19 protein-coding genes and 2 pseudogenes are annotated in these 17,312 nt (G+C 51.7%); 10 read left to right on the top strand and 11 right to left on the bottom strand.

Features of this window, described 5'->3' with window-relative positions:
• Positions 1–131 precede the first annotated feature (131 nt).
• From BUB13_RS17510 to BUB13_RS17500, 3 genes are all read right to left on the bottom strand, one after another.
• The gene (locus BUB13_RS17510; protein WP_072910057.1) at positions 132–401 is read right to left on the bottom strand and encodes a type II toxin-antitoxin system Phd/YefM family antitoxin; all 270 of its coding nucleotides are present in this window, start codon (positions 399–401) and stop codon (positions 132–134) included.
• Between the two features lie 407 nt (positions 402–808).
• The gene (locus tag BUB13_RS17505) at positions 809–1,108 is read right to left on the bottom strand and encodes a type II toxin-antitoxin system RelE/ParE family toxin (RefSeq protein WP_072910056.1); all 300 of its coding nucleotides are present in this window, start codon (positions 1,106–1,108) and stop codon (positions 809–811) included.
• Entirely contained in the window at positions 1,105–1,377 is a 273-nt protein-coding gene (locus BUB13_RS17500) for a YlcI/YnfO family protein (protein ID WP_072910055.1), read from the bottom strand. The genes BUB13_RS17505 and BUB13_RS17500 overlap by 4 nt, the downstream gene beginning before the upstream one ends.
• 265 nt (positions 1,378–1,642) lie before the next feature.
• Here BUB13_RS17500 and BUB13_RS18865 point away from each other — a divergent pair, with 265 nt between their 5' ends.
• The 4 genes and pseudogenes from BUB13_RS18865 (at position 1,643) to BUB13_RS19195 (ending at position 4,247) form a co-directional block, all read left to right on the top strand.
• Entirely contained in the window at positions 1,643–1,999 is a 357-nt protein-coding gene (locus BUB13_RS18865; protein WP_139249426.1) for a hypothetical protein, read from the top strand.
• Positions 1,968–3,170, top strand: a complete 1,203-nt coding sequence (locus BUB13_RS17495) for a Fic family protein (protein WP_072910054.1) — start codon at positions 1,968–1,970, stop codon at positions 3,168–3,170. The genes BUB13_RS18865 and BUB13_RS17495 overlap by 32 nt, the downstream gene beginning before the upstream one ends.
• A 92-nt stretch (positions 3,171–3,262) precedes the next feature.
• Positions 3,263–3,877 (top strand): annotated as a pseudogene (locus BUB13_RS19200) (TOTE conflict system archaeo-eukaryotic primase domain-containing protein); the annotation flags it as partial.
• Complete coding sequence (locus tag BUB13_RS19195; RefSeq protein ID WP_208610201.1) at positions 3,816–4,247, top strand: DEAD/DEAH box helicase; 432 nt, start codon at positions 3,816–3,818, stop codon at positions 4,245–4,247. The pseudogene BUB13_RS19200 and the gene BUB13_RS19195, both read left to right, overlap by 62 nt.
• 732 nt (positions 4,248–4,979) lie before the next feature.
• On the opposite strand, the gene BUB13_RS17480 is transcribed toward BUB13_RS19195, so the two are convergent.
• The 8 genes from BUB13_RS17480 to BUB13_RS17450 all read right to left on the bottom strand — a co-directional run bounded on the left by BUB13_RS17480 (position 4,980) and on the right by BUB13_RS17450 (position 10,516).
• The gene (locus BUB13_RS17480; protein ID WP_279626002.1) at positions 4,980–5,585 is read right to left on the bottom strand and encodes a vitamin K epoxide reductase family protein; all 606 of its coding nucleotides are present in this window, start codon (positions 5,583–5,585) and stop codon (positions 4,980–4,982) included.
• Positions 5,586–5,726: 141 nt separating this feature from the next.
• The gene (locus BUB13_RS17475) at positions 5,727–6,380 is read right to left on the bottom strand and encodes a DsbA family protein (protein ID WP_072910050.1); all 654 of its coding nucleotides are present in this window, start codon (positions 6,378–6,380) and stop codon (positions 5,727–5,729) included.
• Positions 6,377–6,817, bottom strand: coding sequence for a disulfide bond formation protein B (locus BUB13_RS17470; RefSeq protein WP_072910049.1), 441 nt, complete (start codon positions 6,815–6,817; stop codon positions 6,377–6,379). The genes BUB13_RS17475 and BUB13_RS17470 overlap by 4 nt, the downstream gene beginning before the upstream one ends.
• A 51-nt stretch (positions 6,818–6,868) precedes the next feature.
• Positions 6,869–7,615 carry a cytochrome c biogenesis CcdA family protein gene (locus tag BUB13_RS17465; protein WP_072910060.1) on the bottom strand — a complete coding sequence of 249 codons (747 nt, stop codon included), beginning with the start codon at positions 7,613–7,615 and terminating at the stop codon, positions 6,869–6,871.
• A 7-nt stretch (positions 7,616–7,622) separates the two neighbouring features.
• Entirely contained in the window at positions 7,623–8,135 is a 513-nt protein-coding gene (locus BUB13_RS17460; protein WP_072910048.1) for a TlpA disulfide reductase family protein, read from the bottom strand.
• Positions 8,136–8,156: 21 nt separating this feature from the next.
• On the bottom strand, positions 8,157–8,708 hold the full coding sequence (locus BUB13_RS17455; RefSeq protein ID WP_072910059.1) for a tetratricopeptide repeat protein: 552 nt from the start codon (positions 8,706–8,708) through the stop codon (positions 8,157–8,159).
• 139 nt (positions 8,709–8,847) lie between these two features.
• Positions 8,848–9,291 carry a hypothetical protein gene (locus tag BUB13_RS18860; protein WP_139249425.1) on the bottom strand — a complete coding sequence of 148 codons (444 nt, stop codon included), beginning with the start codon at positions 9,289–9,291 and terminating at the stop codon, positions 8,848–8,850.
• 301 nt (positions 9,292–9,592) lie between these two features.
• Positions 9,593–10,516: an AraC family transcriptional regulator gene (locus BUB13_RS17450; RefSeq protein WP_072910047.1), complete on the bottom strand. Its 924-nt coding sequence runs from the start codon at positions 10,514–10,516 to the stop codon at positions 9,593–9,595.
• A gap of 188 nt (positions 10,517–10,704) precedes the next feature.
• On the opposite strand from BUB13_RS17450, the gene BUB13_RS17445 reads away from it, so the two are divergent.
• The 6 genes and pseudogenes from BUB13_RS17445 (at position 10,705) to BUB13_RS17420 (ending at position 17,307) form a co-directional block, all read left to right on the top strand.
• Positions 10,705–11,694: an aldo/keto reductase gene (locus tag BUB13_RS17445; protein ID WP_072910046.1), complete on the top strand. Its 990-nt coding sequence runs from the start codon at positions 10,705–10,707 to the stop codon at positions 11,692–11,694.
• 44 nt (positions 11,695–11,738) lie between these two features.
• Positions 11,739–12,793 (top strand): annotated as a pseudogene (locus tag BUB13_RS17440) (alpha/beta hydrolase).
• A gap of 14 nt (positions 12,794–12,807) precedes the next feature.
• Entirely contained in the window at positions 12,808–13,896 is a 1,089-nt protein-coding gene (locus tag BUB13_RS17435) for an alpha/beta hydrolase (protein WP_072910044.1), read from the top strand.
• Positions 13,897–13,911: 15 nt separating this feature from the next.
• A complete protein-coding gene (locus tag BUB13_RS17430; protein WP_208610200.1) occupies positions 13,912–14,928 on the top strand; it encodes an alpha/beta hydrolase in 1,017 nt (338 codons plus the stop codon).
• Between the two features lie 24 nt (positions 14,929–14,952).
• Entirely contained in the window at positions 14,953–16,104 is a 1,152-nt protein-coding gene (locus BUB13_RS17425; protein WP_072910043.1) for a (R)-mandelonitrile lyase, read from the top strand.
• A gap of 24 nt (positions 16,105–16,128) precedes the next feature.
• Positions 16,129–17,307 carry an aldo/keto reductase gene (locus BUB13_RS17420; protein WP_072910042.1) on the top strand — a complete coding sequence of 393 codons (1,179 nt, stop codon included), beginning with the start codon at positions 16,129–16,131 and terminating at the stop codon, positions 17,305–17,307.
• Positions 17,308–17,312 lie beyond the last annotated feature (5 nt).

Raw genomic sequence — 17,312 nt, 5'->3', positions numbered from 1 at the left:
AGCGCAACTATTTCCCGTAAGAAGCGCTCGCCAATCTCTGGGACGTGCTGTTCCTGGTAATAGTCTCGAATATCCTCAAGATCCAAAACAGCAGACTCAGCAAATGTAACAACTAGCTTTTTCGACATTTGCTATTTAAGTCCAAGGCGATTTTTAACATCGTCAAGATTGAGTTCGCGCTGATTGTCAAGGTCGGACAAACCCTCTACCACGGCACGCATAAAAGCTTTTTCTTCTTCAGCCTGTTCGTAATCTTCTATAGATTGCATAACTGCAACACCGCGGCCACGGTTAGTCAGGAGAATTGGGCGGTGAGATTCGCTGGTGCGCCGTACAATTTTTCCTGGATTGATCTTGATATCTGACAGGGGGACAATGTCCTCTGAAAATTTCACACTCATGATGCGTCTCCTTTAGCTACCTTAATAGCACCTTTAAAAAGACCGGTCAAGAGCACCTTAATGGTCTAAGGGGTTGGCCTATCAGGAATTATTCAAAACGCAATTTTCTACTTATGACAATCGGCGGAACATGAGAGATCGGCCCTAGCAAAACTAAATTTAGAAATCCAGCTATGCCGATTTAGCCTGTTTTCAGGGCCGAAAGTTGCGGTAGGAGATTTGATAACGCCGGAATCGGCAGGTCGATCAACTTAAGCGCCCGGAACCACTATCAACCAGGCTCACTTCTTCGCACAAGTCCTGTCATAAGTCGATAGCCTGGTCGGGTACGGTTATTTCAAGCAGTTACCGGGCAGTAAGAATCGTCGTCAAAAGTAGGCGTATTTTGACAAATTTAAGATGATCGACTAATGATAGTCCTCTTCCAACTGATGGCGTACAGCTAAGATCGTTACTGTTTCATTGTTCTCAATTTCAAAGAGAACGACATAGCCCTTTGAACCGAATGGGATGATCATTTCGCGCAACAGGGGATTTTCAGGTGTTGCCTTTCGACAGGTAAAAGGAAAGTCTTGGAGGAACTTGATTCCTTTCTCTATGGCTTCCAGTGCATTACGGGCAGCAGCAAGATCAAGGTCAACAAGAAAACCATATAGTCGAACGAGGTCTTCTTTTGCTCCCTTCGTATAACGTACACTGTAGCTCACTTAGCAGCCTTTTTCTCTGCGTCATGCAGCATGCTTTTTAATTCATCAAAGACCGCGTCTGCGGAAAAATATTCTCCTGTTTTTTTGGCTTCTTCCCTGGATGCCAGGCCTCGTGCAATGAATTCCTGCTGAGCTTTTCGATGCTGAATCCCAGCCTTCAAAGATTCTTCCATAAAGCTGGATAAACTTTCCCCTTCGCGCAAAACGCTTTCAGCAGCTTGACGCAGCTCAGGTTCAACTCTAAGGGATGGGATTGATGCTGATTTCATGACAACCTCCTTGCGTTGCATTTGTAGTGCATTTTATCAGGGTTGTCATGGGGAAGCAATCTTTGAAGTGAAAGCTATCAGTCGAAGCGTTATCAAAAAAGAAAATTGCTACTTGTGAAAAGAAGGCCTTCGGCCCAGCACAGCCCTGCCAAAAATGAAATCCTGATTTTTGAAATACTCTAAGCAAACGCTCCACCCAACTGCATTGAATGCCTAGAAATGTGACATACATCCCTCTCCCCGCTTTGACTGTCTCGGGCTGCCAGTGGGAATAACCGCTTTACGCAGCGAAATCTTGTCACCTTTCTTGTCACCCAACCCCAAAAAACGAAAAAGGCACTCACAGCTCAATGCCGTAAGTGCCTTTATTTTAGGCGGTCAGAACCCAGCACTGGGAAGAGACCTTGCCAGTGCCGCCTTCGTCAAGGTCTCGCAGAAAGATCCTCCCTTAACTTTGCAAAATCAATTCGTACTACAAACCGGACATAAAAGCGGACACCCTGCAGGCCAAATTCCTGCTGACACGAACATTATCTATCTGATATTGTTTTATATTGACTATTATCAAAACGGAAAAGAAAGCGGACAAAATGAGCAGCAAAGACATAAAGGACAACGGTGAGACCATAGGCTTGTTTGAGCCCTTGATGGTCAGTGAAAGTTCTCCGAAACGAGCGGAGCTTAATGACCTGGTGCTCGATTTGGCTACGGCCTCTGCCCGTTTCGCCAGCAGCCTGCCTGCATCCATCGCCGATGCATTGTCCGACCTGATCCGCTCAATGAATTGCTATTACAGCAATTTGATCGAAGGGCACAACACACACCCAACCGATATCGAACGGGCGCTGAATAATGACTACAGTGCTGATCCAGAAAAACGTGATCTGCAACTTGAAGCCAAGGCGCATATCGCTGTTCAAAAATGGATCGACGAAGGGGGTCTGGGCGAAAACCCGACATCGCCGGAAATGATCATGGAAATCCACCGGCGCTTTTGTGAATTGCTACCGCCCGATCTGCTCTTCGTCGAAGCTCCCTCGTCCGGAGAAAAGATACCTCTGGTGCCAGGCGAATTCAGGACGAGAGATGTTGAAGTCGGACAGCATGTAGCAATCAGCCCGGGATCTGTACCGCGCTTTCTTGACCGGCTACATAGTGCCTACCGGCATGCTGGCCGGATCGAGACCATTCTTGCCGCAGGATGCGCGCATCACCGCTTGCTCTGGATTCACCCGTTTCTGGACGGGAATGGTCGTGTTGCCCGCTTGATGTCCTATGCGATGCTAAAAAACGCGCTAGACACAAAGGGGCTTTGGTCGGTCGCCCGCGGCCTTGCGCGAAACGAAGCGGAGTACAAACGACACCTTGCTGCTTGTGACCAGCCTCGACATGGTGATCGAGACGGGCGTGGCACATTAAGCGAAGCGGCTCTTGCTGATTTTGCGGCCTTCTTTCTGAAAACCTGCGCCGATCAGATCAAATTCATGGAAAGCTTGATGAGGCCTGACCGGTTGCGCGACCGCATCCTGATCTGGGCCGAAGAAGAAATGCGCGCCGGAACGCTACCACCCAAATCGGATACGGTCTTGCGCGCGGTACTCATGCAAGGCTCGATCAAACGCGCGGATGTCGTTACACTTCTCGGTGTCACAGAAAGAAGCACGCGCCGGGTAACATCGGCGCTACTGGAAATCGGTGCCCTTCAGTCCGAAAGCACACGTGCCCCTCTTCAACTCGCTTTCCCTGCAAAGCTCGCGGGACGGTGGATGCCGGGACTATTTCCGGAAGAATAAAGAAAGAGCCGTTGCAGGTCCAATTTTTGATGGAATAAGAACGCCACGAGACAAATAAATCAGAACAGGTCCATCGCAAGAGAGATAAGGTCATGGGAAGCAAGATTTATAACAGTTGCCAGCAGTGCGCAGAGCTTCAAAATGAGAATGCTCGACTCAAGGGCCTGCTCGCTGAACATAAAATCCCATGGGAGAAGAAAAAGCCTGCTCCAGAACTAGTTCCTAGCGTAGAAAAACCTCCTCAAGAATATTCCCCCGATGAGAAGATAGCTCTATTTCGTCAACTCTTTCGCGGACGAACCGACATCTATCCGGTCCGCTGGGAATCGAGCAAAGGCGGAGCGGGCTATTCACCGGCTTGCAAGAAAGAATGGCGACCCGGGGTCTGCGGAAAGCCTCGCATCAAGTGCAGCGCATGCAAGCAACGTCAGTTTCTCCCCATGACTGACCGTGTCATCTACAACCATCTTGCCGGCGTCCATACGATCGGCATTTATCCATTACTTAAAAATGACACCTGCTACTTTCTGGCAACAGATTTTGACAAATCAAGCTGGCAGGAGGATGCGCTCTCCTACCTGCAAAGCTGCCAAGAACTCAACATTCCTGCAGCGCTGGAAATATCACGGTCGGGACAGGGAGCCCATGCCTGGATCTTTTTCTCCGAAGCAGTTCCTGCAACCGATGCCAGAAGACTTGGCGCTGCTACATGATGCATTAGGCCCAGAGCTCCAGAACTGTTTTGTTCTGCATGGACGACTATCGAAGAAACAGCGTGCGTCAGTACTCTCCGAGCTAGAGAGCCTAGATGCAGACGCACCAAGAATTCTTTTAGCAACCGGCCGACTGATTGGTGAAGGCTTTGACCATCCCCCACTGGATACGCTATTCCTCGCCTTACCCATCTCCTGGAAAGGAACCCTGCAGCAGTACGCCGGGCGACTGCATCGTGAGCACAGCCATAAATCGGACGTTCATATTTACGACTATCACGAGCATGATCATACCCAGCTTACCCGCATGTGGAATAAGCGCCTGCGTGGCTACAAAGCGATGGGATACGCAGTCAGCAACTGAAATCAGCCCTGACACTGAAGTTCAAAGCCCTTTCGGACTCGAACCTGACAACTGGTTGAATTTTAAGGGCTTAAGCAAGAAGAGAAAGAAAACTGTCAAGAACTGCAGCAATCCCAGGAACTGAAAACGGCCGATTTCACGAAGGAAATCGGCCGTCTCGTTTTATGGCTCCCCATACTTGATGAAGCTGGGCACTGGGTCGAAACCCTGTCACTTCGGTAGTTCACGCGTTACCATACGAAAATAATTTTGTATGGTAACGCGTCTCAAGACCAGCGATGGCCATCAAAAACTTTAACAATCTAGAAAGTAGATTGCTTGGCTTGATAGCAGTCAAAAATACCTATTTATGCAAACCTGGAATTTTACTCGTGCAAGCCGTTGTCAAAAGTGATTTGGCAATTTTTGGAAAAGCAAATACCCCTATCGGCCTTACTATGTACATAGACTTAAAACGGCCAGCTCTGTATTGAGAGCTGGCCGTTTTAACCAGAGCTACCTTCCTTATGGAGCTTCCTTTTCTGCTGTGTACCCCGAAATCGCAGCTAATCGCTCGGGTTTGAGCAGACCTTTAAATTTTCGGCCGCCGATTATCCAAGTTGGATAGGAGCTGATGTTGTTTTCTCTGCACTCTGCTGCCTTTGGCGTTCCCCTGCCACCGGGAGTGCACTCTACATAGTTAAGCAATTCTGCGGCTGACTCGAACAGAAACTTCTGCTCCTTGCAGGCCGGTCACCAGAATGCGCCGTAGAGAACCGCATCTTTTTTACTGAGATGCTTTGCCAGTCCGACCAGGTAGGGATCTTTCGGTCCGGCTGCCGGATCGAAAACGCCGCTGTAGTGCAGGTGCATTCCGCCAACAAATACCAGTGCCACGACGACGGTTTCCGCCACCCAGGTTTTCAGTTTAAACTTCTGCATCCCTTCGGGGCGCTGAGAGACGATTATCCCGAAAGTAACTGTTATCAGAGATAGGGAAATGAGGCAGTAAAAGCACACCGCATCGATAACGAATACCGACACCATGGTGAGGTAGACACTGTAACCCAGTCCGAGTGCGGAGATGAACCAGGCAGATTTCCAGTGGCGTTCAGGGTTACGGACCTTAAAGGCGATAAAGGCCAAAGTCGCGTAGACCCAAAATCCCCAGAAAGCTGTCGGCAGGCCAAGGAAGGTTCCCCACCGGCTCTGCTGAACGATATCGCATGAGCTTCCTTCGGCGCAGTACAGAGGAACCCCGCCAAGCCAGAAGTTAACAGTCAGGTAGAGGGTCAACGCCATCCCGGCTCCAGCAAGGGCGGCAACAGGCCAGTTGGGCTGCTTCCTTTTCTTTAGCACCGGCTGGCGTTTTTTTTGCCCTGTTTTACTGGCCGATCAGGTGCCGGTTTTCTATGTTGTGGAGAAGCCTTCTCCGGGGACGGTTTCTGTCTTTTCTTCTTTTTACTCAATTCTGAGCTCCTCTAGTCTAGCGGTCCATAATTAGTTGGGATACTGGAGGTTAAGCTCTGTCTGAATCAGGTTTTGTAACTGCCGGTAGCCGAAGGTCTGCAGCGGCTTACCGTTAACAAAATAACCTGGCGTCTTCTGTACGTTCAACGCTTTCACGTCGGCCATATCCTGCTCAATGATTTTGGCGATCTCGGGGTTGTGCATATCTTTTCGGATCTGATCGACATCGACCCCGGCTCTCGGTAGAAGATCCCATAATTTTTCCGGCTGCCAGTGCCCGTGGTTGGCCCAGATCCCCTGGGTTTTAAACATCAGCTCCAGGGTTTCCCAGTACTTCCCCTGCTTTCCGGCGGCTTCAACAATTTTGACGAAATTATCGGCGCCATCATGGAAAGGAGCGTAGCGCAGCACCAGCTTGATCTTGCCGGGGTTGGCCGCCATGATCTTCTTAACAAAGGGGGAAAAGGCGGCGCAGGTTTCGCAGGCCGGGTCCATGAACTCAATCAGGATAACCTTGGCGTCATCGCTGCCCAGGGTGCGCGAATGATCGCGAATAAAGAGCTCTCTGTTTTCCGCAGCCATAAAGCCGTACTTTTTAACCTGCTGGTCTTTGTAGTAGTTGGTTCCGATGATGAAGCCAAGGGCAAGCACTAAAACGGTAATACCGACGAGTGCGTATTTCATTTCGATGTTCTCCTCTTCAGGATGATTAATAGAGCGGTCAGGAATGAAAATGCGAAGAACGACATCATCGGGATTGAGATGAAGCCGAACAGTTCAAAGTATTTTTCCGTGCAGGACACTCCTTGCGAGCAAGGTTGAATGTTCTCCGGGATAATCCCGGCATAGAGCAGGGTATGGTAAAGGGCTGTCAAGCCACCTGCGATGGTCAACGGCAGCGCATACTTGATAACGCTTTTGTCGAAAGCGGGGAACAGGCCCGCGGCAAAAATGAAAATCAACGGGAACAAACAGATCCGCTGGTACCAGCAGAGCACGCAGGGCTGATATTCGAGAACGGAACTGAAAAAGATGCTGATCGTTGCCGAGACGCTGACCAGTAGCCAGCAGAGGAACAACAGCGTCCAGTTGGTGTTTTTTGTTTTGTCAGGATGTGACATATCTAAAGTCTCCAAACTTTGCTGATGATGAAGGCGCTAAGAGCAGATTCCCTATCCCATGACCGGAACATACCGGTAGAAAAACATGGTGATCGGACCGAGCAGGCCGAATATCAGCATGATGCCGACAGCTATCAACATCACGCCGGTGCCGATTTCAATCTTGCGCATGTGGTTCTTAAGCCGTTTGAAGGCGCCCAGGAATTGGTGGAACAGCAGCCCCGAGAGCAGGAAGGGAATCCCCAAACCCATCGAATAGAAGGTCAACAGGATGGTTCCTTCGCCAACCTGACCGGAGGTCGCTGCGACCATCAGAATCGACGCCAGGATCGGGCCAATACAGGGGGTCCAGCCAGCAGCAAAGGCAACACCGATAATGAAGGTACCGAAAAATCCGGCGGGTCTTTTATGCAGGTGCAGTCTTTTTTCTCCCAGCAGGGCACGAAACGAAAACAGGCCGGTCATGTGAACACCGAACAGCAGAATCAGCAACCCACCGATCTTCGCCACCCAATCCAAGCCCTCTCGTAAAAAAGCCTGAATTTGCGCGGAGGCGATACCGGCGATCGCCCCGAGCAGGATGAAAATAGCCGAAAACCCGAGGATAAAGCAGAGGGTATGGAGAATAACAGTCAGGCGAACCTTGGCGCCGGGATGGGCTTCATCCAACTGGTTGAAGGACAGGCCGGTAATATAGGTTAAATATGACGGGATCAGCGGTAACACGCAGGGGGAAACGAAGGACAGAATCCCGGCGGTAAAAGCGATCCAGTAAGTTATGTCGGCAGTTTGCTGCAACAATTGATTATCCTTTGATCAAATTCTTGATATAGGCGACCGTTTTCGGACTGGCCCAGTCGATGGCACCGACGACCTTCTCAACGATTTTGCCGCCTTTATTGATGATGAAGGACTCTGGCATCTTATAGACGCCATAGCTTTGCTTAGCGGCTCCCTGGTCATCATAAAGGACGGTAAAATCATGCGGATTCTTCTTTAAAAAATCAGGAACAACGTCACGTCCGTTGTCATCCGCATTGATCGCCAGCATGACAAAATCCTCACCGGCCATCATTTTATTCAGCCGCTCCATAGACGGCATCTCTTCCTTGCAGGGAGGGCACCAGGTCGCCCAGAAGTTCACCATAACGACCTTGCCGCGCAATGAGGATAAGGTGACTTTGTTCCCCTCGGTGTCCTCCAGCGTGAAGTCAGGGGCTATATCGCCGGCTACCGCTGGTGCTGGCGGCATATTAAAGTAAATGTAGGTACCACCGCCTAGAACCACGAGTAAAACAATCAGAAGCAAATAACGCATGAATGAACCTTTCTTTAAGATTTAGCCGTGCCCATTCCACATGTGGTCGAGCATGGTGCGGACTCTGTCGGCCGCCTGACCTGTTGGATTGAGTTCCAGATAACGATTCCAGGCTTCGTCAGCCTTCTGTTTTTCTCCCAGGTCCTGGCTGTAGACGATGCCCATGTTGAACAGGGAATTCAGATGCTGCGGGTTGAGCTGATTCGCTTTGATGAAGTTGTTGATCGCCTTGTCGAACCAGCCGACCCGGCGATACATGGTCCCCTGGTCGGTTAATACGTCCGGATCGTTGCCGTCGATCTCCAACACCTTGTCGTAGGCATCAATCGCCTTCATTGGCTGGTTTGAGTCGAAGTAGCTATGCCCCAATTGAACCCAGGCATTCCGATTGTCCGGCTCTTTGGCGACCAGTTCTTTAAGGTGTCCGATATGCTGCAGAGAATCGATTGGAGAAGCAGTGGCAGCAGCCTGATTTGCGACCTGCATTTTTTTGTTGGCATTAGTAAAAATAACGCCGCTTAAAAGACCGACGACTAAGGCCACGGTGATCAATAAAATAGTTTCTTTTTTCATCGTTACGTCCAGCTTGTAAAACGAGGCAACCGGAAAATATACTTTTCCGCCCGCCGACAAAATTATTCCGCGAACAATTTTGCCACTCAGGCTCCATGCGCGGTTGTTTTTCGTCGAATTTAAGAGGGTGAAGCTGGCTTTAATGGAGCAGGACGACAGTACGTAAGGCTGATATAGCTTGAGATGTCGGCAACCGTGAAGGGAGGTTCAGATTGACAAAACGTGAGACCTCTAAGTCAGGATTGGCGATGAGGGGGGGATTGAGCGAGTCAATATCGGGTAAAGCAACTCTATTTGCGAAGTTGGTACGGGCCGTTGAGGTCAGCGCCGAAGAATAAACCGGCGAATCAAGGCAATCCTCTTCTGCGGTCGCCCAAAACAATTCCGTCTTGTTTGATTGAAGAGTTGGGTTTTCTGGATCACAGTCGGTCCAGCACTTGCCGATGGGACTCGTTTCCAAGTGAGGAGGATTTTGCTCATCCAGGCACCAGAATGCAGCGTTTGCAGTGCTAAAGCTAAGCAGCAGATAGATCAGTACAAATAGCCGCGTGATCCATCTTGTATGTAGTGTGCTTATAGACATGCCAGTGACCTAAAGACAAATTCCGGAGCAATAATTCTTGGTTAATACCTGCCTTTCCGAACAAATTCTAGGGGAGGATTCACTTTTAATGTCTGCGCATTTGCACAGTATTGCCTATATCTGCAAAATGGTCGATCTGGCTGGAAACTCCAGTGCAAAAGTGAATTTGCAAATTTTGTAAAGGGGCAATGTCTCTGCTATCCGCCAGCCTTGATGACCATAAACTTGATACTTCTGCTGTACAACTTGATCACACTTGTAAAAGTTTCAGAAAAGGAAACTTTGCTTACCTACCCTCCACTTATCCGCCCACGTTTACAGCCTGTTGACGCAGGTTCGTGATGTCTCGTACGGGCGGCGCACCAAACTGACGACTGTATTCACGATTGAATTGTGACGGGCTTTCGTAACCGACTTGGAACGCAGCGGTGGCGGCATCGATAAAATCGGTCAACATCAATTTCCGCGCTTCTTGCAGCCGCAGTTGTTTCTGATACTGAAGCGGGCTAAGTGCCGTCATGCTGCGAAAGTGGTGATGGAAGGTCGATGTGCCCATACTCGCTATTTCTGCAAGTTCATCAACTCGTAGCGGCTGAGAATAATTTTCTTTCAGCCATGATATGGCTCGGGCAACCTGCTGGCTCTTGGTTCCCATGGCTGCAAGCTGTCGAAATCTTGCCCCCTGATCTCCTACCAGCAATCGATAAAAGATTTCCCGCTGGATGACAGGGGCCAGTATCGGAATGTCCTGCTCTTCATCAAGCAGGTTCACCAACCTTTGAAACGCATTCACCAGTGACACTGTCAACTTACCGGTAGCCATCCCCCGGTCGGTTTGCTTGGTCTGCGGAGGGGGGAGTTGACTATCCGCCATGAGCTGGCAGATGTCGCGATAATCGAAGGTCAGCTTCAGCCCCAGATAGGGCTTCTCATGACTGGCATCAATCACCTGTGCAACGACAGGGAGATGTACTCCCGCAAAAAGATAGTGACTTGCATCGTAGAGGTAGGTGTCCTCTCCCAGTTGTACTCGTTTAGCCCCCTGAGCAATCAAGCAGACACTCGGTTCGTACATTCCGGTAAGCGGCTCGGAAGGCTCGCTTCTGCGAAAAAGTGACAGGCCGGGAATCGCTGATGTGCGCAATTCTCCATTCTCAGTTAATCGTGCAACACTGTCAGCCAAGTCGCTCATGGCCAAATCGAGCGTTATCTTCTGTTTCTTCATTGTATTCCCCATCTTTTCTAAGGGTTTTGCATTTTAACTTACGTTACTCGCCAAGGGGTGAGATATCAACTATTTTACGTGCATCAAGATGAATAGGCAATGATCGGACAGGATCAGTCTACCTCCGTATTTTCAAGTTGTGGGAGTATCCGGTTAAGAACAAGACAGAAATCGCAAGGAGACTGGATATGCAAAAACGGACATTGGGGAAAAACGGACTGGAAGTATCGGTCCTCGGCTTTGGTTGCATGGGGCTGAGCTATGGATATGGTCCGGCTACGGATAAAAAAGAGAGCATCGCTTTGATTCGTGCTGCCGTTGAACGAGGGGTGACCTTCTTTGATACCGCTGAGGTTTATGGGCCGTTCACTAACGAAGAGTTGGTCGGAGAGGCCCTTGCGCCGCTGCGTGACCAGGTGGTGGTCGCCACGAAATTCGGCTTTACCTTTGGCGACGACGGCAAGCAGCAAATTTTAAACAGCAGACCGGAGCATATCAGGAAGGTCGCTGAAGAAAGCCTCAAGCGCTTGAAGACGGACGTGATCGATCTGTATTACCAGCACCGAGTCGACCCCGAGGTGCCTATTGAGGATGTCGCCGGAACCGTACGTGACCTGATCCGGGAAGGAAAGGTCAGGCATTTTGGACTTTCAGAAGCGGGGGCGGAAACAATTCGCCGTGCACACCAGGTTCAACCGCTGACCGCTCTTCAAAGTGAGTATTCACTCTGGTGGCGTGAGCCCGAGAAAGACATTTTGCCGACTCTTGAAGAACTCGGGATTGGTTTTGTCCCATTCAGCCCCCTTGGGAAGGGCTTTCTGGCCGGGGCAATCAACGAGGACACAACATTTTCCGAAAATGATTTTCGCAACATCGTGCCGCGCTTTTCACCTGAAGCCCGTAAGGCCAATCAGGCGCTGGTCGATTTACTCGGAGAGATTGCTGCCAGTAAGCAGGTGACCCGTGCACAGATTGCGATTGCCTGGATTATTGCGCAAAAGCCCTGGATTGTTCCGATCCCCGGCACCACAAAACTCCATCGTCTGGAGGAGAACCTTGGTGCAGCAAAGGTGAAACTGGAGCAGGAAGATTTAGACAACATCGAAAGTGCCGTAGCGAGAATCGAGGTGGTTGGAGACAGGTATCCAGCCCATCTGCAAAAAAGAGTCGGGCGCTAACCCAGAATTCAATAAACAACAGGCAAATAAAGAAGGAGAAAACAATGTCTAGTCTGAAAATAGTAACGTTGCTATTGGCAACATTTATCAGCATTTCCGTAGGAGGAGCGATGGCAGCGACTATAAACTCAACCCGTTTACCCTGACCTACGAAGGTGCGCTTACCGAGAATGTCAAAGGTGAAGTCAACATCGATCCGGTCACTTACAAACTGAATGGTCTCGATATTTCCGCCAACGTTTACACTCCGGCGAACTATGACCCCAGTCATAAATATTCGGCCGTGGTGGTAGCTCACCCTAATGGTGGCGTGAAAGAGCAGGTCGCCGGATTGTATGCTCAGCGCTTGGCGGAACAGGGCTACATCGCCATCGCTGCGGATGCGGCGTATCAGGGAGCCAGCGGTGGTCTGCCGCGTAATGTGGATAAACCGGCCAACCGGATTGAAGATATTCATGGTATGGCTGATTTCATCACGCAATATGCCGGAGTAGACGCCAACCGGCTGGCCCTGCTTGGTATCTGTGGCGGTGGCGGCTATTCTTTAAAAGCAGCGCAGTCTGACAAGCGCTTTAAGGCCATTGCCACCTTGAGCATGTTCAATTCCGGCCGGGTGAGGCGCAACGGCTATCTGGACTCGCAAATCTCCACTATCCAGAAACGTTTGCAGCAAGCTTCTGATGCTCGTGCACAAGAAGCCGCCGGAGGCGAGATACTCTATGCCGCCGATGCTAAACTGACGGATGAACAAATCGCCAAGCTGCCGTTTGATCTCTATCGAGAGGGGTTTGGGTACTATGGCAAGACGCACGCTCACCCGAACTCAACGTTCCGCTACACCATGAGCAGTCTGCTCGATCTGATGCGCTTCGATGCCGCCAGCAATATGGATTTGATCAACCAACCGCTGCTGATGATGGCAGGCAGCAAGGCCGACTCCCTGTACATGACGCTGGATGCGTTCAAGGAGGCCCACAACTCCAACAATAAGGAGCTTTTCCTGATTGACGGTGCAACCCACATCGAAACCTATTGGAAACCGCAATATGTGGAGCAAGCCATGGATAAGATGACTGAGTTCTTCGGCAAGTCACTCTAAATAAGGAGCAATCGATGAAGACAAGGTTTGGAAAGTTAATTGCTGCGCTCATGCTGACTTTTGTCAGCGTGGGCCTCTCCGCCTGCTCGGTTGCCCAGCATACGGGCAAGCTTGAACCGCTGGTGATTCAACAGCAAGGCAGTTTTGCTGTTGGCGGAACCGTTCTGACTAATCCGGGCAGATTCGATCCCTTCAAAATGACACCCGAGGGGCAAACGTTACACGGCGATCATCTCTATACCTTTTACCAGATCCCAACCAATGCCCGTAAGTTCCCACTTGTCATGTGGCATGGCTATGGACAATCGGCCAAAACCTGGGAAACCACCCCGGATGGACGTGAAGGATTCCAGAATATCTTCCTGCGGCGCGATTACGGGGTTTATCTGATTGACCAACCTCGCCGGGGCCGGGCCGGACGCAGCACGCAGCCAGTTACGCTGACGCCAACTCCGGATGAACAGAAATGGTTCGATATCTTCCGCGTCGGCATCTGGCCCGAGTATTTCCCGGGAGTCCAGTTCGCCCAAGACCCGGAATCGTTAGAGCAATACTTTCGCCAGATGACTCCGGATACGGGGCCGATCGATATAGATGTCAACTCGGATGCAGTTGCTGCGCTCTTCGCCAAGATTGGCCCCGGCATCCTCGTCACCCATTCGCACAGTGGCGGCATGGGCTGGCAGACCGTGCTGAAAAGCCCAAATATTCGCGCCGTCGTTTCTTACGAACCGGGCAGCGGTTTTATTTTTCCCGAAGGAGAGGTTCCTGAAGATATGCCGAGTTCAGCAGGAACGCTCAAGGCGTCCGGTGTGCCGCTGGCAGACTTTATGAAACTGACCAAGATCCCGATTGTCATCTATTACGGTGACAATATCCCCGACCAACCTTCCGAGAACCCCGGCCAGGACAATTGGCGAGTTCGGCTGGCGATGGCGAAATTGTGGGCCGATGCGGTCAATCGTTATGGCGGAGATGCCACGGTCGTGCATCTGCCGGAAATAGGGATACAGGGCAATACCCACTTTCCCTTTTCGGATCTGAATAATCTCGAAATCGCGGATCTTATGTCTGACTGGCTGGCCCAAAAAGGGCTGGATTAGCAAGGATATGGAGCAATGAGCAGACTCGTAGTCATCCTGATGCTATTTCTGACCGGTATCACGGGTGATGTCGCCATGGCGGAGACAAAGGCAGGTGCACTCATGAGCGTGAAAGGAAGCGGGCAAGGACCTTATGCCCAGCTTACGACCGCTGGTTCCGTTGGTGACATCGTGGAGCATCCGGCGTTTAAAGGCTTCAGTCATCTCATACTGCCGAGAGAACAGGACAGCCGTTTCCTCAATACGCCGCTCAGCAATGTCGGTTCGCTTATGCCTTATCACGGCCATGTGGACCCCGACATCGTTGTTGGGGCGCTGAACCGCATGATTGATGAGGTCAACAACGGCAAGACGATCTTCTACGATTTCTACAGCGACCAGCAAAAGCGGGCGGACCCGGCAAAAGAGAACACTGGACTCTTTTTTTACCGAGTGGCAAAGGGCGCACCCTTTGCCATTGTCTGCCCCGGCGGAGGGTTTTCCTATGTCGGGTCCCTGCATGAGGGGTTTCCACTTGCTTCGGAGATCAGCAAAAAGAACTACAACGCCTTTGTCATCAGGTATCGCATCGGCAGCCAGCAAAAGGCGACGGAGGACCTGGCGGCGGCCATCTCCTGGATCTTCAAAAACGCGGAAGCGCTCGGAGTCAGCACGGCAGGTTACTCGTTGTGGGGCGGTTCCGCCGGGGCCAGGATGGTTGGCAACATCGCCTTAAGCGGCGTCGACGCGTACGGGGGCGATGAGTTGCCGAAACCGGCAACCGCCGTCATCGCCTATACCGGGCAGTCAAGCTTCTCGGAAGATTTTCCGCCGACCTTTATGACCACCAGCGCAAATGACGGTATCGCGAGCGTCATGTCTGTCGACAGGCGCGTCAAGAATCTGCGCGATGCCGGAGTTGAGGTCGAATATCGTCGCTATAGCACGGCCGGTCACGGTTTCGGGCTCGGCACTGGAACAGATGCCGAAGGGTGGCTGGCACTTGCGGTTCAGTTCTGGGAAAAGCATTTGAACATAACGATCAGTCGCTGACAGGCGACCTAAAAAGGAAAGAATATGAAAAAATACGCAAAAATTATCACGACATTGATTGTCGTATTGGTCTCTGTCGTGAGTTTTTCTCAGGCGCAGGCGGAGGAAAACAAAACCTTAACGGCCAAGGAGAAAGGAATCATTCCCATCGCGGCCTCCACCGCTAGCGGGAACATGCCGAAGCTGGAAGCCGCTTTTGTTAAGGGGCTGGACGCCGGACTGACGGTCAATGAAATCAAGGAAATTCTGGTTCACGCCTATGCTTATGCCGGATTTCCACGCGCCCTGAATGGCATCAATAATTTCATGGCCGTTCTGGATAAACGCAAAGAGCAAGGGATAAAAGACGAAATTGGCAGGGAAGCAACCCCCGTACCCGCAGACTTCGATCGGACAGTCTACGGTCACAAGGTGCGAAATGGCCTTGTCGGCAGGGATATCTCGAAACGCACCAGTGGCTACCCGGTCTTTACCCCTATTATCGATCAGTTTTTAGTCGACCATCTGTTTGCCGATGTCTTTTACCGGGACGTTCTCGATCATCAGCAGCGCGAACTGGTGACCATCAGTATGCTGGCCGCGATGACGGGAACGGAGCCGCAGCTCAAAGCTCATCTTGGGGTCTCCATGAATATCGGGCTGAGCAAATCGCAGCTTGAAGACTATATTACGGTTCTTCGGCAGGACGTCAGTGCAAAGAGCGCAGATAAAGCCGCCAAGGCTCTCAATGAGCGGCTCGGCATCAGTCCTCCGGCAGAGCAGGCAAAGCCGATTGTGGTCACCCGAGATAACCAGTCGTCAGAGGGCTCGGCAGATTATTTCACCGGGAAGGTCCGCATTGACACCCGCTTCCGGGCTGAGGCTCCTGCGCGGGTCTACGGGGCCAATGTCATCTTTGAACCAGGTGCTCGCACTGCCTGGCACAGCCATATCCTGGGGCAGACCCTGATCGTCACCGAAGGCACCGGACTGGTGCAGCGCTGGGGAGATCCGGCTGAAACCATCCGCAAGGGAGATGTGGTCTGGATTCCACCGCACCAGAAGCATTGGCACGGGGCGACGCCTGACTCAGGCATGACCCATACCGCCATTGTCGAGCATCTTGACGGTAAGAGTGCGGAATGGATGGAGCATGTCAGTGATGAGCAGTACGGCAATGCAATCCTACACCACTAGACACCTAAGGGAAGGAGCGTTGCTATGAATAAAACTCAAAACGACCATGTCCAAGAGAATGACCCAGCCAAGCTGGATCGGCGCAAATTTCTGATCGCCGGAGCAGGAGTGGCGGCGGCCTCATTGCTGCCACATGTTTCCGTTCAGGCGGAACAACGCTCTCCCGAGGCCACAGGTCAGCCTATCGCGAGTCTGGGGAGCCGCAAACTCGGCACTCTGGAAGTGTCCAGCGTCGGCATGGGCGTGCAGAACATGCACCGCAAGTTCACGACCACGGTACCGTTCCGTCCGGAGATGATTAGCATACTCCGCGAGGCATACGATCACGGCGTCACCTTCTTCGACTGTGCCGAGGCATACGGACCATTCGAAAACGAACGGATTCTCGGTGAGGCCATCGAGCCGTTTAGAAATAAGGTCAGGATCACCTCCAAATTCGGCTGGAACATTGACCCCGATACGGGCGAGCGCGGCCCCGGACTCAACAGCCGCCCCGAACGTATCAAGCGTGCCGTTGAGGGGTCGCTCAAGCGACTGCGGACCGACCGGATCGACCTCCTCTATCAACATCGCGTCGATCCGGCAGTGCCGATTGAAGATGTCGCCGGTGCGATCAAAGACCTGATGGATGAAGGAAAGGTTCTACATTGGGGGCTCTCCGAACCGGGCATGCAGACGATCCGTCGCGCTCATGCCGAGCTGCCGCTGACCGCGATCCAAAACGAGTACTCGATGGCGACCCGCGATCCGGAAAAGGACGTGATACCGCTCTGCGAAGAGCTGGGAATCGGCTTTGTTCCCTGGTGGCCGCTGGACTGCCAATTACTCACCGGCTGGATCGACGTGAACACCCGCTTTGCACCTGGCGATTTCCGCGCAATCACGCCAAGATTTTCACCGGAGAACCTGATTCATAACATGCAGTTGGTTGATCTGATAAAGACCTGGGCGGTGCGCAAACAGGCGACTCCAGCGCAAATCGCACTCGCCTGGCTGATGGCGCAGAAGCCCTGGATTGTGCCGATCCCCGGAACGACAGTGATGGCGCACCTGCTGGAAAATATTGGCGCGGCAGAAGTTCGCTTCACACCCGCCGAGACCGCCGAACTGAATGCGGCTGTCGGGGTGATCGAGGTTCACGGGCAACGTTTGCCCGACCGCGTGCTTGCCTTCTCGGCTGTTGACGCTCCTGCCAAGAGATGAATGAT

The sequence above is a fragment of the Malonomonas rubra DSM 5091 genome, assembly GCF_900142125.1.
GTDB lineage: Bacteria > Desulfobacterota > Desulfuromonadia > Desulfuromonadales > Geopsychrobacteraceae > Malonomonas > Malonomonas rubra.
Note: the sequence above shows the minus strand (reverse complement) of the source record. Positions and strands in the feature narration are given on the sequence as shown.

Coding starts and splice junctions, on each gene's coding strand:
- BUB13_RS17475 (WP_072910050.1), bottom strand. CDS start 6,380: ATGAAATACGCACTCGTCGGTATTACCGTTTTAGTGCTTGCCCTTGGC.
- BUB13_RS17510 (WP_072910057.1), bottom strand. CDS start 401: ATGAGTGTGAAATTTTCAGAGGACATTGTCCCCCTGTCAGATATCAAG.
- BUB13_RS17450 (WP_072910047.1), bottom strand. CDS start 10,516: ATGAAGAAACAGAAGATAACGCTCGATTTGGCCATGAGCGACTTGGCT.
- BUB13_RS17445 (WP_072910046.1), top strand. CDS start 10,705: ATGCAAAAACGGACATTGGGGAAAAACGGACTGGAAGTATCGGTCCTC.
- BUB13_RS19195 (WP_208610201.1), top strand. CDS start 3,816: ATGCCTGGATCTTTTTCTCCGAAGCAGTTCCTGCAACCGATGCCAGAA.
- BUB13_RS17430 (WP_208610200.1), top strand. CDS start 13,912: ATGAGCAGACTCGTAGTCATCCTGATGCTATTTCTGACCGGTATCACG.
- BUB13_RS17460 (WP_072910048.1), bottom strand. CDS start 8,135: ATGCGTTATTTGCTTCTGATTGTTTTACTCGTGGTTCTAGGCGGTGGT.
- BUB13_RS17495 (WP_072910054.1), top strand. CDS start 1,968: ATGAGCAGCAAAGACATAAAGGACAACGGTGAGACCATAGGCTTGTTT.
- BUB13_RS17500 (WP_072910055.1), bottom strand. CDS start 1,377: ATGAAATCAGCATCAATCCCATCCCTTAGAGTTGAACCTGAGCTGCGT.
- BUB13_RS18860 (WP_139249425.1), bottom strand. CDS start 9,291: ATGTCTATAAGCACACTACATACAAGATGGATCACGCGGCTATTTGTA.
- BUB13_RS17425 (WP_072910043.1), top strand. CDS start 14,953: ATGAAAAAATACGCAAAAATTATCACGACATTGATTGTCGTATTGGTC.
- BUB13_RS17435 (WP_072910044.1), top strand. CDS start 12,808: ATGAAGACAAGGTTTGGAAAGTTAATTGCTGCGCTCATGCTGACTTTT.
- BUB13_RS17455 (WP_072910059.1), bottom strand. CDS start 8,708: ATGAAAAAAGAAACTATTTTATTGATCACCGTGGCCTTAGTCGTCGGT.
- BUB13_RS17420 (WP_072910042.1), top strand. CDS start 16,129: ATGAATAAAACTCAAAACGACCATGTCCAAGAGAATGACCCAGCCAAG.
- BUB13_RS17470 (WP_072910049.1), bottom strand. CDS start 6,817: ATGTCACATCCTGACAAAACAAAAAACACCAACTGGACGCTGTTGTTC.